The organism is Pseudoxanthomonas sp. USHLN014, assembly GCF_037153335.1.
GTDB classification, from domain to species: Bacteria; Pseudomonadota; Gammaproteobacteria; order Xanthomonadales; family Xanthomonadaceae; genus Pseudoxanthomonas_A; species Pseudoxanthomonas_A winnipegensis.
Genome location: NZ_JBBCKO010000014.1, coordinates 1 through 16607, shown reverse-complemented (window position 1 = coordinate 16607; position 16607 = coordinate 1). Strand labels below are relative to the sequence as shown.

Here is a 16607-nt window from a genome sequence, read left to right as displayed (position 1 = left end):
GCGCTTTCCGGACGGCAGGGACGCTCAGGCCGATGCGGTCGCGCGCGCGTCGCTGGGCGCGGCCGGTCGGCGCAGCATGACAAGCACCACCAGCGCGGCGACGCCGGTGATGGCGCAGAGCACCCAGAGCAGCAGTTGCAGTGCTTCGGTCTGCAGCGCGACCAGCCGTGCCGCGGGCAGCGTGGGAATCAGGCGCGCGGCCTGCCCCAGGTCGCCGGCGGCCAGCGCGGCCGCCGCCGCCGGAGCGTGGTCGCCCGCTGCGCCCATGTGCACGAGGTGCGATCGACTCAAGGCGGCGAGCAGGGCACCCACCAGCGCCAGCGCGATGCCTTCGCCGGCCACGCGCATCGTGCCGAAGATGCCTGCGGCCATGCCGGCGCGTGAGGTGGGCACGACGCTAACCGACAGCGCATCCATCAGCCCCCAGGGCAGGCCCGTGCCGGCGCCGATCACCAGCAGCGGCGCCACCAGACTGGCCGGCGGGCCGCCGATCCGGCTCGCCAGCCAGGCCAGCCCCAGCGCCGCCACGAGCAGGCCCAGCCCGCACAGGGCGCCCGCGGACACCTCGCGCGCGAGCCGTGCGGCCAGCATCGGCACGCCCAGCATCGGCGCCGACAGAGCCAGCATCACCAGTCCCGCACGCGCCGGGTCGAGACCTTCGATGCCGATCAGGTGCAGGGGCAGCAGCACCAGCAGGACGACATAGCCATAGCAGGTGGCCACCGGCAGCACCTGCACCCCGACGAAGCGCGCATAGCGAAACAGCGAGAGGTCGAGCATCGGCTGCGGACGACGGCACTCGATCGCGATGAAGAGCGCCAGCAGCGCCAGGCTCGCGCCTGCGCAGCCCAGCGTGCCGGCGCCGAGCCAGCCATGCAGCGGCACCTGCATCAGAGCCAGGGTCAGCAGCGAAACGGTCGCGGTGAAGGCCGCTGCGCCCGGCCAGTCCAATGGCCCACTCGAAGGCGCCCGGCTTTCCCGCATGGCGCGGCGCGCCAGCCACCAGGCCGGACCCGCCAGCAGCGCGCCGGCGGCGAACACCGCCCGCCAGCCAAGCCAGACCACCAGGCTGCCCGCTAGCAGCGGCCCGATCGCCAGGCCGGTGCCGAAGGTGGTGCCCAGCAGGCTGAAGGCGCGCAGGCGCGCCGGGCCCTCGAAGCGCTGGGCCAGCGCCGCGCTGCCGCTGGCCAGGGACGCGGCGGCGGCGACGCCCTGGCAGGCGCGCAGCAGATCCAGCCACAGCAGGCTGGGCGCCAGGCACAGCAGCACCGAGCTGGCCGCGAACCCGGCCGTGCCGGCCAGGAACAGACGCCGCCGGCCGAAGCGGTCGGCCAGCGCGCCGGCCACCATCAGCAGGCTGCCGAAGGCCAGCATGAAGGCATTGGTGACCCAGTTCAGGGCCGCGGCGCTGCCGCGCAGATCGTGGGCGATGGCCGGCACGGCCAGCGCGCCGGCGGAAAAGCTCAGCGGCATGGCCAGGGCGACGGCGCAGACGGCCAGCAGCAACAGGCCGCCATGCGCGACAGGGGATGGGGAGGAGACGTGGGACATGGCATCAGGGCGCGGAAAACGTCCTGACACGCTATGGCGTATGCAACGCTCGAAAAACCACCAGGATTTCCGTAGATTGAGGAAAAAATCTCCGCAATAGCCGCGGCATGGATCAGTTGTCCGCCATCAACGTCTTCGTCAAGGCCGCCGAGCTGCGCAGCTTCGTCGCCGCCGGTGCTTCGCTCGGCCTGTCGGCGTCGGCGGTGGGCAAGCGGATCGCCGCGCTGGAGCAATCGCTGGGCGCGCGTCTGTTCCAGCGGACCACGCGCCGCATCGTGCTGACCGAGTCCGGCCACCTGTTCCTGGAGCGCTGCCGCCGCATCCTGGATGAGCTGCAGGATGCCCAGGCCATGCTGTCGCAGGCCCAGCGCACGCCGCGCGGCACCCTGCGCATCGGCCTGCCGGTGATCGGCTACCGGTTCCTGCTGCCGCTGCTGCCCGAGTTCCGCCGCCTTTATCCGCAGGTCGAGCTCGACCTGGACTTCAACGACCGCATCGTGGATGTCGTCGAATCGGGCATGGACGCGGTGATCCGCAGCGGCGTGCTGCCCGATTCCAGCCTGATGTCGCGGCGGCTCGGACCGTTCCACTTCGTCCTGTGCGCATCGCCGGACTACCTGGCCCTGCGCGGCACGCCCCGCACCCCGGCGCAACTGCAGGCGCATGACGCGCTGCGCTTCCGCTTCCCGACCACCGGCAAGCTGCAGCCCTGGTCGCTGTCGGGGGTCGAAGGCGATGCGGGTCAGTCGGTGAGCGCCGTGCTGACCTGCAACAACATGGAGGCCTTGCGCGCGGCGGCCATCGGCGGCATGGGCATCGCCTACATGCCCGAGTTCCTCGCCCGCGATGCGATCGAGGACGGGCGCCTGGTGTCCGTGCTGCCGGCCTTCATGGAGACACCGGGGCAGTTCTCCATCCTGTGGCCGTCCAGCCGCCAGCTCTCGCCGAAGCTGCGCGTCTGGGTGGACTTCCTCAGCGAGCGGCTGTTGGTCTCGCCCTGAAGTTCGGGAACGCGCGAGCGGCGCCGATCGTCAGCGCTGCAGGTCCGCCCACACCAGGTGATGGTCGCTGCCATCGGCGATGGCCGCGTGCGGATCGTCGCTGGCGGGCCAGAACACGCCGCCGCCCAGGTACGAGAAGCCTACCGACGGCAGCACGTAGTCCAGCCGCATCGCGCCGGCCTTGGGGCCGAAGTCGCCGGTGACCTGGGCCGGGGCGCCGCGATGGGCGATGCCCTTGGCGGCATAGGCGCGCGCGGTCGCCTCGCCGCCGGCGCTGGTCGGCGTGGGATGGCGCAGCACGCGCGGATGTTCGAGCAGTTCGACGATGGCCTCATGGCGACCGTCGCCGTCGACCGGGTCGTTGTTGAGATCGCCGGCGATGACGAACCGCGCGTCCGCCTCCAGCCCGCCGCAGCGGCCGGCGTCGTCGCACAGCCAGGCGGCGCTAGGCGCGTTGTCCAGGTAATGGCCCCACAGCGCGATTTCCTGCGCATTGCGCGCGCCGTTGCGGTCCTCCGGCCCGTCGAACACCGGCGGAGTCGGATGCGAGACCAGGAAGTGAACCACGCCGCCCGGTGTGCGCACCGGCACGTCCCAATGCGACTTGGACGACAGCCGCAGCTGCGGCCAGGCCACGGCCGAATACCAGGGCTTGCCGTTGCGCGGATCGATCGGATTGGCGGCGCCGGGCACCTGCGACCACTTCAGCAGGCGGAAGCTGCGCACCGCGTCCGCATCGATCGGATACTTGGACAGCACCAGCATCCCGTACTGCCCCGGATGCAGGCCATAGCCCCAGGCATCGTTGCCGCCCGCGCGTCCCGGTCCGCCGACCTGGCCATCGTTGTCCAGGTCCAGGCCACTGGGCACGCCGGTGTTGACCTCGGCCAGATAGCGGTAGGGATAGCGCAGCGGCGCGCCGCCGCCGGGCTGGGCGACTTCGAGGAAACGATGCTGGAACAGATCGGCCGCGCGCTGCGCCGGGTCGTAGTCGAACTCGTTGAGCAGCACCAGATCGGGCCGCACGACCTGCAGCACCGCGGCGATCTTGCGCGCGTGCGCGCTGTCGCCTTCCAGTTCGGCGATCAGCCCGCCGGCTTGGTCCGAATACAGCGAGGTGTTGTAGGTCGCCACCCGCAGCGGAGTAGAGGGGGCGGGCGGCACGGAAGCATCGTGCGCGCAGCCGGCAAGCGTGGACAGGGCCATCAGGCAGAGCAGGGAAGTCAGTCGCATCGCAGGATTCTATGCGCCGCAGATGACACCCGGCGCCTGGCTAGCCTTCAACGCCCGTCATTCCCGCGAAGGCGGGACTCCAGCGACTTTCGCACGTAGGCGCCAACGTCCTTGGGTTCCCGCTTTCGCGGGAACGACGATGGGGTGGGTCAGCGACTAGCCGGCCACATCCTCGATGCGGTCCCAAGTGCGTCCGTCGAAGGCTTCCAGCGGCGCGAACCGGCGCTTGTAGGCCATCTTGCGGTGGCCATCGATCCAGTAGCCCAGGTACAGATGCGTGCGCAGGTCGCGTCGGGCCCAGTCGATCTGGCGCAGGATCGCCAGCGTGCCCAGGCTGCGTGCGGCCAGGTCCGGGTCGAAGAAGGTGTACACCGCCGACAGGGCGCCGGGCACCAGGTCGGTGACGGCCACCGCGATCAGCCGGCCGTCCTCGCGCAGTTCCAGGAAGCGTGTCTGCGACCAGCGTCCGACCAGGAACTGTTCGAACTCGTTCGCGCCGTGATCGTCCATGCCCCCGCCGACATGGCGGCTGGTGAGGTAGCGCTGGTACAGGGCCAGATGCTCCTCGCTGCGCTGGGCGGGCACCACGCGCGCCTCGACCCCCGCATTGCGCGCCGCGCAGCGACGCTGGCTGCGGTCGGGCGTGAAATGCGCCACCGGGATGCGCACCGGTACGCATGCGCGGCAGCCATGGCAATGCGGGCGATAGACCAGATCGCCGGAGCGGCGGAAGCCCCACGACAGCGCGGTCGGGTAGAACATCGGCAGGCGCGGATCGCGCGGGTCGAGCACCAGGTCGCGCGCCGTGCGCTCGGGCCAGTAGCCGCAGGCATGTTCGCCGGTATGGAACAGCCGCACGTCGTCGCGCGGCGGCAGGGCGCCGCTGCCCATCATGCCGCGCCTCCTTCTCCCCGCGCGCCGCACGCGCGCCGCGGCGGATCGGCGTTGCAGAGCGGATGGGGCAGGAGCATCGGCATGGCCTCAGCATACTGTGCCCTCGCCGTCCCGCCATGTGAGATCGGGTCTGCGTCGGGGCGCGGGCAGACGACCTGCCGCCCGCCGCCGCCATCGCCGCTGGTCGGCGCCTCGTCTTGACGCGGCTGTCCGCCGTCTTAATGCGCCCTTGCCTGGGGTCAACGCGGGCCGCGATGCGGCGTTCTCCTTGCCAGTGGCACGTTGCCACGACACTGGAAGGAAGCACGCATGCGCAAGACCCTGATCGCGTTTTCCATAGTCGCTGCGCTGGGCGCCGGCACGGCCTGGGCCGCTGGCCAGGACGCCGGCACACCGCCCCCGCCGCCGCCGCCGTCGCCCAAGGCCCTGGACACCAACCAGGACGGCAAGATCAGCCGTGCCGAAGCCGCCGCCAACCCTTGGCTGGCCAAGCAGTTCGACGCCCTGGACAAGAACAAGGACGGCTTCCTGAGCCGCGACGAGTTGCCGCGCCCGCCGCGCGGTGAACGCGGCCACGGCCCGGGCCCCGATGGCTGGCTGTCCAGGCTGGATACCAACCACGACGGCCGCATCAGCGCCGCCGAAGCCAAGGCCGATCCCAAGTTCGCCGCTCGCTTCGCGGAGATGGACGTCAACAAGGATGGGTTCGTCGACAAGGCCGACTTCGAACAGAAGATCAAGCAGCGTCGCGACGAATGGTTCGCCAAGGCCGACACCAACAAGGACGGCCTGTTGAGCAAGGCCGAGTTCGACGCGGCCAAGCCGGACCGCCCGATGCATGGTCCGGGCGACGAGCGCGGTCCGCGTGGGCATCGCGGTGGCCCGGACGGCGTGCCGCCGCCCCCGCCGCCGCCGGCCGACGCACCGGCCAAGTCGTAACGGGTCGATGGCGGTTCAAGCAGCCCCGCGCCGGTAACGGCGCGGGGTTTTGCTTTTCAGGACGACCACGCCTCGACGCATGGCGCGGTCCTTCCCAGGTGCTCCTGCCTCAGAACGGCAGGCGACCGCTGGCCATCATCCCCCAGACCAGGCCGCCGCCGCCCAGCGCCATGCCCAGCACGAAGCCGGCCCAGGCCATCCAGCGCTCGCGGCGGCGATCGCGCGCGGCCTTGACCGGATCGCGCTGCGCTTCCACGGCATGGCGCCGCGCCTTGATGCGCGGCTCGATCACCAGCCCCAGGTAGCTGACGCCGCCGAACAGTCCCAGCGTCAGCAGCAGCGGCACCAGCCAGCCGTGGCCCCAGGACGCATAGGCGAGCATGCCCAGGACGAAGGCCAGCGAAAGCAGCGCGCTCAGCGCCGCGCTGCGCTTGAGTTGCGTGCGTTCGTGCTCATCCAGTGCGCCGCGCAGGTTGCGCTTGAGGCCCAGCCAGACGCCCAGGCCCGCGCCGGCCGCGCCGATCCCGATGCTGCCCAGGCCGCCCAGCAGCAGCTTGCCCACGGACTTGGCGCCGACCGACCCGGCCAGCCCCAGCGCGGTGGCCGCCGCGGCCGGCGGCGTGCCGACCGTCAGCGCGCTGGTCACGACCAGGGCGAAGGCCGCCGCCGGCGCCGAGCCGCGCGCGAATTCGCCGAAGCGCGCCAGCAGCTCGCTGCGCACCTGCTCGCGCGCCCGCGACAGGCGCTTGCGCACGGCCGCGTCCGACAGGCCCAGCAGCGCGGCGACCTGCTGCGAGCTCTGGCCCTCGCGGTAGTACAGCAGCAGCGTCTCGCGGCTCTCGGCGGGCAGGGCGTCGATGAGTGCCAGCGCGGCGGTCTCCTGTTCGGTGACCAGCAGCCGTTCGCCGGGTTCGGGCGCGGGATCGGCGGCGATGGCGATGGCCAGCTCGGCGTCCTGCCCGGTCATGGCGGCGTACTTGCGCGCGCGCAGGTGGTCGCGGGCCAGGTTGCGGGTGATCTGCCGCAGCCAGGGCAGGAAGCTGTCGTGGTTCTTCAGCCGGTCCAGTCGCTGCCAGGCGCGCAGGAAGGCCTCCTGGGCGATGTCCTCGCTGGCCGCCACATCGCGCGTGATCGACAGGGCGATGGCGGTGATCGTGTTCTGGCAGGCCGACACGATCCGGCCGTAGGCGGCCGTGTCGCCGCGCCGGGCGGCGGGCAGTTCGTGGTGCAGCGTGGCATCCAGGGTCAGGGCCTGCATGGCAAGGCTTCCAGTCGAAATCCTCGTTCCATGACGCGCCGGCCCGGCGGATGTGACCGGATCAGCGCGGCGGCGAAGCCGGCGGCAGCATCGGGATGCGCACGCGCTGCTCGTCGTCCTTCAGCCCATCGTCCTGCGGCGTGCGCGCCTGGCGGGCGGCCGCCTGCGCGGCCGCTTGCGCTTCTGCCTGCGCCTGCTGGCGTAGGGCGCGGTGGTGCAGGAAGGTGAACGCCGCCGCGGCCACGATCAGCGCCAGCAGCACCAGGCGGATGCGCAGCGCCCAGCGGCGCTTGTTGTGGACGTCCTGGTCCGGCTCGGCGAAGGCCAGCGGCTGCGCCACGCCGGGCCGGGTGGTCTCCAGCAGGCCCTGGGCGCGCAGCAGTTCGCGCGCGCGCAGCTGGTCGTCGGCATGGCGCACCCACACGGTGGGCTGCTTGGCCTTGGGCGTGGGGTCGGAATACTTGAACTGGCTGCCGCGTCGGCCGTGATAGGAGCGGCCGTTGCTGATGTAGGTGGCGATGCCGGCCTGCTCGAGCAGCTGGGCCACGCCCTCGACGGTTTCCACGCGCTGGCTGGTGAAGATCTGGCGCACGGGGCTGCCTTATTCCTTGGCCGGCACGTGGGCCGCATCGCCGGCGCTGGGGACCACGCGGATCAGGCCCTCCTGCGCGGTGCTGGCCACCAGCCGACCGGCGCGGTCGAAGATCAGCCCGCGCGCCATGCCGCGCGCGTTCTGCATGGTCGGGCTGTCGATGGCGTACAGCAGCCAGTCGTCGGCGCGGAACGGGCGATGGAACCAGATCGCATGGTCCAGCGAGGCCATCTGCACATTCGGCTGGTAGTAGCTGATGCCGTGCGGGAAGTTGGCCGTGCCCAGCAGCTGGTAGTCCGAGGCATAGGCCAGCAGCGTGCGGTGCAGCTCGGGCGAATCGCCGACCCGCTCGGACAGCCGGAACCAGAACTGCTGCCGCGGCGGCAGGCGCTGCGGGTCCAGCTCGTTGCGCGGCTGCACGTGGCGGAACTCGAACGGCCCCAGCCGGTTGAGCCAGCGCTGCACCTTGGGCGGCAGGGTGGCCATCACCTGCGGCGGCACCGAGGGCTGCTCGTCGATGTCCTCCGGCGCCGGCACCTGCGGCATCTCCGGCTGGTGCTCGACCCCGGGCTCGTCGCCCTGGAAGGACGCGGCGCAGAAGAAGATCACCTTGCCGTGCTGGATCGCCGTGACCCGGCGCACCGAGAAGCTGCCGCCGTCGCGGGTGCGGTCCACGTCGTAGACGATCGGCGCTTCCACGTCGCCTGCGCGCAGGAAGTAGGCGTGCAGCGAATGCGCACGGCGCTGGGCGGCCGGGTCGACCGTGGCCTGCGCCGCCGACAGGGCCTGGCCCAGCACCTGGCCGCCGAACACGTACTTGGTGCCGATGTCCCGGCTTTGGCCGCGGAAGAGATTCTCCTCCAGGCGCTCCAGGCTGAGCAGTTCGATCAGTTCGGCGACGACGGGTTCGGGGGACACGGGCGGGCGCGGGCGGGCAGGTGGGCCGGCAGTATAGCGGCGGCGTCCGCGGGCCTCGTTGCCCGCCGCGGCGGGCTTTGCGCTACCATGCAGGTCCGTTTCGACGATGAGTCAGGTGGCCCGCGCCCCGCGCCGGCCGAGCGTGCGACATGAGCACTACCACCGCCCACCGCTGATCCACGCACATGGTCACCTGCAAGGGCGCCCGTGTGGCGCCCTTTGTGTTTGCGCAGACCCGTCCCCAGATGTCCTCGCCCCCCGACGCCCGGTCGTCGGCGCGGCCCCAAGTCCCTGAAAAGCCCATGATCACGATCACGCTCCCCGATGGCAGCCGCCGTCAGTTCGATGCCCCCGTTTCCGTCATGCAGGTCGCCCAGTCGATCGGCGCGGGCCTGGCCAAGGCCACCGTCGCCGGCGCCGTGGACGGCGTGCTGGTCGATGCCAGCGACGTCATCGACCACGACGCGACCCTGCGCATCATCACGCCCAAGGACGAGGAAGGCGTGGAGATCATCCGCCATTCCGCCGCGCACCTGGTCGGCCATGCGGTCAAGCAGCTCTACCCGGACGTGAAGATGGTCATCGGCCCGGTGATCGCCGAGGGCTTCTACTACGACATCTATTCCGAGCGCCCCTTCACGCCTGAGGACATGGCCGCCATCGAGGCGCGCATGGCCGAGCTGATCGCGCAGGACTACGACGTGATCAAGCGCATGACCCCGCGTGCCGAGGTGATCGAAATCTTCAAGGCCCGCGGCGAGGACTACAAGCTGCGCCTGATCGAGGACATGCCCGAGGACATCCAGGCCATGGGCATGTACTACCACCAGGAATACGTGGACATGTGCCGCGGCCCGCACGTGCCCAACACGCGCTTCCTCAAGGCCTTCAAGCTGACCCGGATCTCCGGCGCCTACTGGCGCGGCGATGCCAAGAACGAGCAGCTGCAGCGCATCTACGGCACGGCCTGGGCCGACAAGAAGCAGCTGGACGCCTACATCCAGCGCATCGAGGAGGCCGAGAAGCGCGACCACCGCCGCATCGGCAAGCAGCAGGACCTGTTCCACCTGCAGGAAGAGGGCCCGGGCCTGGTGTTCTGGCATCCCAAGGGCTGGGCGCTGTGGCAGGTGGTCGAGCAGTACATGCGCCGGGTCTATCGCGAGAGCGGCTACGGCGAGGTGCGCTGTCCGCAGATCCTGGACGTGTCGCTGTGGCAGAAGTCGGGCCACTGGGACAACTACAAGGAGAACATGTTCTTCACCGAGTCGGAGAAGCGCACCTACGCGGTCAAGCCGATGAACTGCCCGGGCCACGTCCAGGTGTTCAACCAGGGCCTGCACAGCTATCGCGACCTGCCGATCCGCTACGGCGAGTTCGGCGCCTGCCATCGCAACGAGCCCTCCGGCGCGCTGCACGGCATCCTGCGCGTGCGCGGCTTCACCCAGGACGACGGCCACATCTTCTGCACCGAGGCCCAGATCGAGGCCGAGGTCACCGCCTTCCACCAGCAGGCGCTGAAGGTGTACGCCGACTTCGGTTTCGAGGACATCCAGATCAAGATCGCCCTGCGTCCCGAATCGCGCCTGGGCGACGACGCCACCTGGGACAAGGCCGAGGACGCGCTGCGTTCGGCCCTGCGCAGCTGCGGGGTGGAATGGCAGGAACTGCCCGGCGAAGGCGCCTTCTACGGCCCCAAGATCGAGTACCACCTGCGCGACGCCATCGGCCGCACCTGGCAGTTGGGCACGATGCAGGTCGATTTCATGATGCCCGGCCGCCTGGGTGCCGAGTACGTGGACGAAAACAGCCAGAAACGGCACCCGGTCATGCTGCACCGGGCCATCGTCGGCTCGATGGAGCGCTTCATCGGCATCCTGATCGAGCACCACGCCGGGGCCTTCCCGGCCTGGCTGGCCCCGGTCCAGGCGGTGGTCGCCAACATCACCGACGCCCAGGCGCCGTACGTCGAGCAGGTGGCGAAAACCCTTTCAAATCAAGGTTTCCGCGTGGTTTCGGATTTGCGGAACGAAAAGATCGGCTATAAGATCCGCGAACACACGCTGCAGCGGGTGCCGTATCTGCTGGTGGTCGGAGACCGCGAGAGGGACAATGGCGCCGTGGCCGTGCGCACGCGCACAGGCGAGGATTTGGGCACAATGTCGGTCCAGGCCTTCGCCGAACGCCTCGCGGCCGAGCAAGCGGCCTGACCTTTAAGGAACCGGCACGTCAGGGGTGCCGGCCCCATTCCATCACGGAGACTGCAACATCAGTACCCCCGATAACAAGCAAAACCGCAAGAACCAGGAGATCCGCGTCCCGCGCGTGCGCGTGATCGGCAGCGACGGCGAAATGATCGGCGTGCTCTCGCGCGACGAGGCGCTGTCCATGGCCGAGGACGAGGGTCTGGACCTGGTCGAGATCCAGCCGCAGGCCGATCCGCCGGTGTGCAAGATCATGGACTTCGGCAAGTTCAAGTTCGAAGCCCAGAAGAAGGCCAACGAGGCCAAGAAGAAGACCAAGCAGGTCGAGATCAAGGAACTCAAGTTCCGCCCCGTCACCGACGAGGGCGACTACCAGATCAAGCTGCGCAACATGCGCCGTTTCCTGGAAGAGGGCGACAAGGTCAAGGTCAACATCCGCTTCCGTGGCCGCGAAATGAGCCACCAGGAGCTGGGTCGCGAGATGGCCTCGCGCATCGAGCGCGACCTGGGCGAGGACATCATCATCGAGTCCCGTCCGCGCCTGGAAGGCCGGCAGATGGTCATGATGATCGCGCCGAAGAAGAAGCAGTAAGCCTGCCCTGGCGCCCCCTCGCGGGCGCCGTGTGGCGCAAGCCGCCTGACCGGGCCCGCGCCCGGTTCATCAAACTGGCCCTTTGCGAACCTGCTGATTTGCAAGGAAATCGCCGGCCATGTATGATGCGCGGCCCGGTTTATCGCCGGGCGGCCGAAAGGCCATAGGAACCTGTCGCCGATCCGTTCCGGATCAGCGACTTACCAGCCGGTTGGGGCAGGACGGAAAGCGTGGCGCAGGCCACCGCCCAAGCCAGTTATCGAAACCCACAAGGATCTAGCAATGCCCAAGATCAAGACCCACCGGGCGGCGGCGAAGCGTTTCCGCAAGACCGCCTCCGGCAAGTTCAAGGCTGGCCACGCCAACCGTAGCCACATCCTCACCAAGAAGGCGACCAAGCGGAAGCGTGGTCTTCGTGCGACGAACATCATTCGCGCCGAAGATTCCGGCCGTCTGAACCGCATGCTGCCCTACCTCTGAGGAACTAGACCATGGCACGAGTCAAGCGTGGTGTGACCGCACGTCGCCGTCACAAGAAGATCATCAGCCAGGCCAAGGGCTACTACAACGCGCGCCGCAAGGTGTTCCGCGTCGCCAAGCAGGCCGTCATCAAGGCCCAGCAGTACGCCTACATCGGCCGCAAGCAGAAGAAGCGCAACTTCCGTTCGCTGTGGATCACCCGCATCAACGCGGCGGCCCGCATCAACGGTCTGAGCTACAGCCGTTTCATGAACGGCCTGCTGAAGGCTGGCATCACCCTGGACCGCAAGGTCCTGGCCGACATCGCCGTCCACGACGCCGCCGGTTTTGCGGCGCTGGCTGAAAAGGCCAAGGGCGCGCTCGCGGCATAAGTGTCGATCCATCGAAGTGGCCGCCGTGCGCGGCGCTTCGGCGGAAACAGCATTGCATGCATGGGGAAGGGCGCGAGTCCTTCCCCATTTTGTTTTGGGCGACCCGAAGGCGTGAGCCGGGTCGCCGCCGGACTCCTACCAGGACCTCCAAGGACCGATGAGCCAAATCGAATCCCTCACCGCGCAGGCGCTGGCCGACATCGCCGCCGCCACCGCGCCCGATGCGGTCGAATCCCTGCGCGTGGCGCTGCTGGGCAAGAACGGCCAGGTCACCGCCCAGCTCAAGGCGCTCGGCACGCTGCCGGCCGATCAGCGCAAGGCCGCCGGCGAAGCCATCAACCGCGCGCGCGACGCCATCGCCCAGGCGCTGTCCGAACGCAAGACCGTGCTGGAGGACGCCGCGCTGGACGCGCGCCTGGCCGGCGAGGCGATCGATGTGACCTTGCCGGGCCGCGACGGCACGCGCGGCGGCCTGCATCCGATCAGCCGCACCATCGAGCGCATCGCCGAGATCTTCGGCCGGCTGGGCTACGAGCTGGCCGACGGCCCGGAGATCGAGGACGATTGGCACAACTTCGAGGCGCTGAACTTCCCGCCGCACCATCCGGCGCGCGCCATGCACGACACCTTCTACTTCGGCGATGGCCGCCTGCTGCGCACCCACACCTCCGGCGTGCAGGTGCGCTACATGGGCGAGCACGCTCCGCCGCTGCGCATGATCGCGCTGGGCAAGGTGTATCGCAGCGACAGCGACCAGACCCATTCGCCCATGTTCCACCAGTGCGAGGGCCTGCTGGTGGACGAGCATTCGACCTTCGCCGACCTCAAGGGCACCTTGAGCGAGTTCGTGCGGGCCTTCTTCGAGCGCGATTTCGAGATGCGCTTCCGCCCCAGCTACTTCCCCTTCGTCGAACCCGGCGCGGAAGTGGACATCGCCTGGCAGCAGCCCGACGGCAGCACGCGCTGGCTGGAGGTGCTGGGCTGCGGCATGGTCCACCCGAACGTGCTGCGCAGCGTGGGCATCGACCCGGAGCGCTACACCGGCTTCGCCTTCGGCATGGGCGTGGAGCGCTTCGCGATGCTGCGCTACGGCGTGAGCGATCTGCGCGCGTTCTTCGAGAACGATGTGCGGTTCCTCAGGCAGTTCGCCTGAGGCTGGGAGTCGGGAAACGGGAATCGGGAATGGAAAAGAGCAAAGGCCAGTCCCCCTCACCGTCTCCGCCCCAGTAGTTCGCGCCTCCGATTCCCCATTCCTCATTCCCCATTCCCAGCCCCTATGAAATTCAGCGAAAACTGGCTGCGCAGCCATGTCCCCACCGGCGCCACGCGCGAGGAACTGTCGGCGACGCTGACCGCCATCGGCCTGGAGGTCGAGGACGTCACCGCGCTGGGCGAAGGCCTGGACAAGGTGGTGGTGGCGCGCATCGTCGACTGCGCCCGTCATCCGGAAGCCGACCGCCTGCAGATCTGTCAGGTCGATGCCGGCACCGGCGAGCGCCTGCCGATCGTGTGCGGCGCGCCCAATGCGCGCCCCGGGCTGGTCGCGCCGCTGGCGATGGTCGGCGCCAGGCTGGGTGAGATCTCGATCAAGGCCGCCAAGCTGCGCGGCGTGGACTCCAACGGCATGCTCTGCTCGGCCAAGGAGCTGGGCGTGGATGCCGACGCCTCCGGCCTGCTGGAGCTGCCGGACGATGCCCCGCTGGGGACGCCGATCGCCGACTACCTGGGCCTGCCCGATGCCAGCATCGAGATCAAGCTGACGCCCAACCGCGCCGACTGCTTCAGCGTGCGCGGCATCGCCTTCGACGTGGCCGCCGCCAGCGGCAGCGACGTGGTGCCGTTCGACGCCACGCCGGTGCCTGCCGTGCACGAGCATGCGCTGCGGGTGACGCTGGACGCCGGCGCCGATGCGCCGCGCTACTGCGGCCGCGTCATCGAGGGCGTCGATCCGACCCGCGTCACGCCGATCTGGATGGCCGAGCGCCTGCGCCGCAGCGGCGTGCGCCCGGTGTCGCTGCTGGTGGACATCACCCAGTACGTGATGCTGGAGCTGGGCCAGCCGATGCATGCCTTCGACCGCGATCTGCTGACCGGTCCGGTCGGCGTGCGCCACGGCCGCAGCGGCGAGTCGCTGCAGCTGCTCGATGGCCGCACCGCGGCGCTGGACGATGGCTTCCTGGTGATCACCGATGCCGATCGTCCGGTCGCGCTGGCCGGCATCATGGGCGGGCAGGACACCAAGGTGAGCGATGCCACGCGCAACGTGTTCCTGGAGTCGGCCTACTTCGCGCCGGCCGCCATCATCGGCCGCGGCCGGCGCCTGGGCCTGCATACCGATGCCTCGCATCGCTACGAGCGCGGCGTCGATCCGGCGCTGGCGCCGCAGGCCATCGAGGTGGCCACGCGCCTGATCGTCGAGCTGGCCGGTGGCCAGCCCGGCCCGGTCGTGCAGGCGGCGCTGGATCAGCATCTGCCCACGCCGGCGCCGATCGCGCTGCGCCGCGCCCGCGTGGCGCGCGTGCTCGGTCTGGAGATCCCGGACGCCGAAATCGAGCGCATCCTGCGCGCGCTGGGCATGCGGGTCGACGCCACCGACGCGGGCTGGTCGGTGGTCGCGCCCAGCCGGCGCTTCGACATCGGCATCGAAGAAGACCTGATCGAGGAACTGGCCCGCATCCACGGCTACGACCGCATCCCGGCCACGCTGCCCGGCGGCGCCACCCGCATCGCCGCCGACAGCGAGACCCGGCTGGACCAGGCCACCGTGCGCCGCCAGCTGGCCGCGCGCGATCTGCTGGAGACGGTCAACTTCGCCTTCGTCGACGCCCAACTGCTGGCGCGCTGGGAGCTGACCGAAGGCGCGGTGCCGCTGGCCAATCCGCTCAGCAGTGAGCTGGGCGTGATGCGCACCTCCCTGTTGCCCGGTCTGGTCGCCGCCCTGCAGCGCAATGCGGCGCGCCAGACCAGCCGGATCCGCCTGTTCGAGCTGGGCAATGTGTTCGCCGCGGCCGGGCAGGGCGAGGCGCCGCGCGAGACGCTGCGCATCGCCGCCGCGGTCTGCGGCGACGCGCATGCCGAGCAGTGGGGCGTGCCGGCGCGCGCGGTGGATTTCCACGACCTCAAGGGCGACCTGGAGAGCCTGGCGGCGGCGTCGGGCGCGGCGCTGACGTTCGAGCCGGCGAGCGAGGGCTTCGGCCATCCGGGTCGCTCGGCGCGGGTGCTGCGCGAGGGGCGGGTGATCGGCTGGATCGGGCAGCTGCATCCGCGCCTGCTCAAGGCGCTGGACCTGGATCTGCCGGTGCTGGCGTTCGAACTGGACCTGGCGCCGCTGGTCCAGCGCCAGATCCCGCGTGCGGGCGAGCTCTCGCGCTTCCCGTCGGTGCGCCGCGACCTGGCCTTCACCGTGGCCGAGGCGGTGCCCTTCGCCGCCATTGAGCGGACGGTGTGGAAGGCGGCCGGCCCGCTGCTCAGGCAGGTGCTGCTGTTCGACCGCTACGTCGGCGCCGGGGTCGAAACCGGTCAAAAGAGCCTCGCTATGGGCTTGATTTTGCAGGACAACACGCGCACATTGAACGATCGCGATGTGGACGAGGTGGTCGCCGCAACGGTGGCCGCCCTGGCGCAGGAACACGGCGCCGGCATGCGCGGATGAGGCTCTCGGGGAAATACCAATGGCATTGACCAAAGCGGAGATGGCCGAACGCCTGTTCGACGAAGTCGGTCTGAACAAGCGCGAGGCCAAGGAATTCGTCGACGCGTACTTCGACGTGCTGCGTGACGCCCTGGAACAGGGGCGCCAGGTCAAGCTGTCCGGCTTCGGCAATTTCGACCTGCGGCGCAAGAACCAGCGCCCGGGCCGCAACCCCAAGACCGGCGAGGAGATCCCGATCTCCGCCCGCACCGTGGTCACCTTCCGCCCGGGCCAGAAACTCAAGGAACGCGTCGAGGCGTACGCAGGAGGCAACCCGAATGCTTGATCCCGGCAGCAACAAGGAATTGCCGCCGATCCCGGCCAAGCGCTACTTCACCATCGGTGAGGTGTCCGAGCTGTGCGACGTCAAGCCGCACGTGCTGCGCTACTGGGAGACCGAGTTCCCCAGCCTGGAGCCGGTCAAGCGCCGCGGCAACCGGCGCTACTACCAGCGCCACGACGTGCTGATGGTCCGCCAGATCCGCGGCCTGCTCTACGAACAGGGCTATACGATCGGCGGCGCGCGCCTGCGCCTGGAAGGCGAGGGCGCCAAGCAGGAATCGGCCCTGAGCAACCAGATCGTGCGCCAGGTGCGCCTGGAGCTGGAAGAAGTCCTGCAGCTGCTGCGCCGCTGAAGGCGCGGCCGCGGCTTACGCCATTGAAGGAACGCGGTGGGGTGCCCGCCCGCGGATGAATCCGGTATGATGCGCGGCCCACCGCGACGGTGGGTGAAGTTCTTTGCGACGTCGGGGCGTAGCGCAGCCTGGTAGCGCATCTGCCTGGGGGGCAGAGGGTCGTCGGTTCAAATCCGGCCGTCCCGACCAATCGCAGCTTCAAAATCAAAGGGTTGCCGGTGCAACGCCGGCGGGCTGAAAGACCATCACCT

General features: G+C 69.7%; 16 protein-coding genes and 1 tRNA gene. 11 read left to right on the top strand and 6 right to left on the bottom strand.

All coding sequences use genetic code 11. The features are described 5' to 3' along the window. Nucleotides 1-24 precede the first annotated feature (24 nt). Complete coding sequence (locus tag WFQ05_RS18970; protein ID WP_337054921.1) at nucleotides 25-1551, bottom strand: MFS transporter; 1527 nt, start codon at nucleotides 1549-1551, stop codon at nucleotides 25-27. A 107-nt stretch (nucleotides 1552-1658) separates the two neighbouring features. On the opposite strand from WFQ05_RS18970, the gene WFQ05_RS18965 reads away from it, so the two are divergent. Continuing rightward, nucleotides 1659-2552 (top strand): LysR family transcriptional regulator, encoded by an 894-nt coding sequence (locus WFQ05_RS18965; protein WP_337054920.1) that lies wholly within the window; start codon nucleotides 1659-1661, stop codon nucleotides 2550-2552. Between the two features lie 30 nt (nucleotides 2553-2582). On the opposite strand, the gene WFQ05_RS18960 is transcribed toward WFQ05_RS18965, so the two are convergent. Continuing rightward, on the bottom strand, nucleotides 2583-3758 hold the full coding sequence (locus WFQ05_RS18960) for an endonuclease/exonuclease/phosphatase family protein (protein WP_337054981.1): 1176 nt from the start codon (nucleotides 3756-3758) through the stop codon (nucleotides 2583-2585). A 183-nt stretch (nucleotides 3759-3941) separates the two neighbouring features. Continuing rightward, nucleotides 3942-4676, bottom strand: coding sequence for an arginyltransferase (locus WFQ05_RS18955; RefSeq protein WP_130528766.1), 735 nt, complete (start codon nucleotides 4674-4676; stop codon nucleotides 3942-3944). 312 nt (nucleotides 4677-4988) lie between these two features. Here WFQ05_RS18955 and WFQ05_RS18950 point away from each other — a divergent pair, with 312 nt between their 5' ends. Further along, nucleotides 4989-5618 (top strand): EF-hand domain-containing protein, encoded by a 630-nt coding sequence (locus tag WFQ05_RS18950; RefSeq protein WP_131660743.1) that lies wholly within the window; start codon nucleotides 4989-4991, stop codon nucleotides 5616-5618. A gap of 109 nt (nucleotides 5619-5727) precedes the next feature. Here the strand turns inward: WFQ05_RS18950 and WFQ05_RS18945 are convergent, their stop codons facing one another. The 3 genes from WFQ05_RS18945 to WFQ05_RS18935 all read right to left on the bottom strand — a co-directional run bounded on the left by WFQ05_RS18945 (nucleotide 5728) and on the right by WFQ05_RS18935 (nucleotide 8386). After that, nucleotides 5728-6876 (bottom strand): sigma-70 family RNA polymerase sigma factor, encoded by a 1149-nt coding sequence (locus WFQ05_RS18945; protein ID WP_337054919.1) that lies wholly within the window; start codon nucleotides 6874-6876, stop codon nucleotides 5728-5730. Between the two features lie 61 nt (nucleotides 6877-6937). After that, nucleotides 6938-7468, bottom strand: coding sequence for a pathogenicity-like protein (locus WFQ05_RS18940; RefSeq protein ID WP_337054918.1), 531 nt, complete (start codon nucleotides 7466-7468; stop codon nucleotides 6938-6940). Nucleotides 7469-7477: 9 nt separating this feature from the next. After that, nucleotides 7478-8386 (bottom strand): acyl-CoA thioesterase II, encoded by a 909-nt coding sequence (locus WFQ05_RS18935; protein ID WP_130517544.1) that lies wholly within the window; start codon nucleotides 8384-8386, stop codon nucleotides 7478-7480. Nucleotides 8387-8688: 302 nt separating this feature from the next. Between WFQ05_RS18935 and thrS the strand changes: the two genes are divergently transcribed. The 9 genes from thrS (at nucleotide 8689) to WFQ05_RS18890 (ending at nucleotide 16545) form a co-directional block, all read left to right on the top strand. Next, the gene (thrS, locus tag WFQ05_RS18930; RefSeq protein ID WP_337054917.1) at nucleotides 8689-10593 is read left to right on the top strand and encodes a threonine--tRNA ligase; all 1905 of its coding nucleotides are present in this window, start codon (nucleotides 8689-8691) and stop codon (nucleotides 10591-10593) included. Nucleotides 10594-10651: 58 nt separating this feature from the next. Next, nucleotides 10652-11179: a translation initiation factor IF-3 gene (gene infC, locus WFQ05_RS18925; RefSeq protein WP_224096549.1), complete on the top strand. Its 528-nt coding sequence runs from the start codon at nucleotides 10652-10654 to the stop codon at nucleotides 11177-11179. Nucleotides 11180-11461: 282 nt separating this feature from the next. Continuing rightward, nucleotides 11462-11659: a 50S ribosomal protein L35 gene (gene rpmI / locus WFQ05_RS18920; RefSeq protein ID WP_014160066.1), complete on the top strand. Its 198-nt coding sequence runs from the start codon at nucleotides 11462-11464 to the stop codon at nucleotides 11657-11659. An 11-nt stretch (nucleotides 11660-11670) separates the two neighbouring features. Further along, nucleotides 11671-12030, top strand: coding sequence for a 50S ribosomal protein L20 (rplT, locus tag WFQ05_RS18915; RefSeq protein ID WP_130517550.1), 360 nt, complete (start codon nucleotides 11671-11673; stop codon nucleotides 12028-12030). A 157-nt stretch (nucleotides 12031-12187) separates the two neighbouring features. Next, nucleotides 12188-13183: a phenylalanine--tRNA ligase subunit alpha gene (gene pheS / locus WFQ05_RS18910; protein WP_130517552.1), complete on the top strand. Its 996-nt coding sequence runs from the start codon at nucleotides 12188-12190 to the stop codon at nucleotides 13181-13183. A gap of 123 nt (nucleotides 13184-13306) precedes the next feature. Beyond that, the gene (gene pheT / locus WFQ05_RS18905) at nucleotides 13307-15682 is read left to right on the top strand and encodes a phenylalanine--tRNA ligase subunit beta (protein ID WP_337054916.1); all 2376 of its coding nucleotides are present in this window, start codon (nucleotides 13307-13309) and stop codon (nucleotides 15680-15682) included. A 19-nt stretch (nucleotides 15683-15701) separates the two neighbouring features. Beyond that, on the top strand, nucleotides 15702-16007 hold the full coding sequence (locus WFQ05_RS18900) for an integration host factor subunit alpha (RefSeq protein WP_093136318.1): 306 nt from the start codon (nucleotides 15702-15704) through the stop codon (nucleotides 16005-16007). After that, nucleotides 16000-16356, top strand: a complete 357-nt coding sequence (locus WFQ05_RS18895) for a MerR family transcriptional regulator (RefSeq protein WP_093136322.1) — start codon at nucleotides 16000-16002, stop codon at nucleotides 16354-16356. The genes WFQ05_RS18900 and WFQ05_RS18895 overlap by 8 nt, the downstream gene beginning before the upstream one ends. A gap of 112 nt (nucleotides 16357-16468) precedes the next feature. Beyond that, nucleotides 16469-16545: transfer RNA gene (locus tag WFQ05_RS18890), tRNA-Pro, on the top strand. Nucleotides 16546-16607 lie beyond the last annotated feature (62 nt).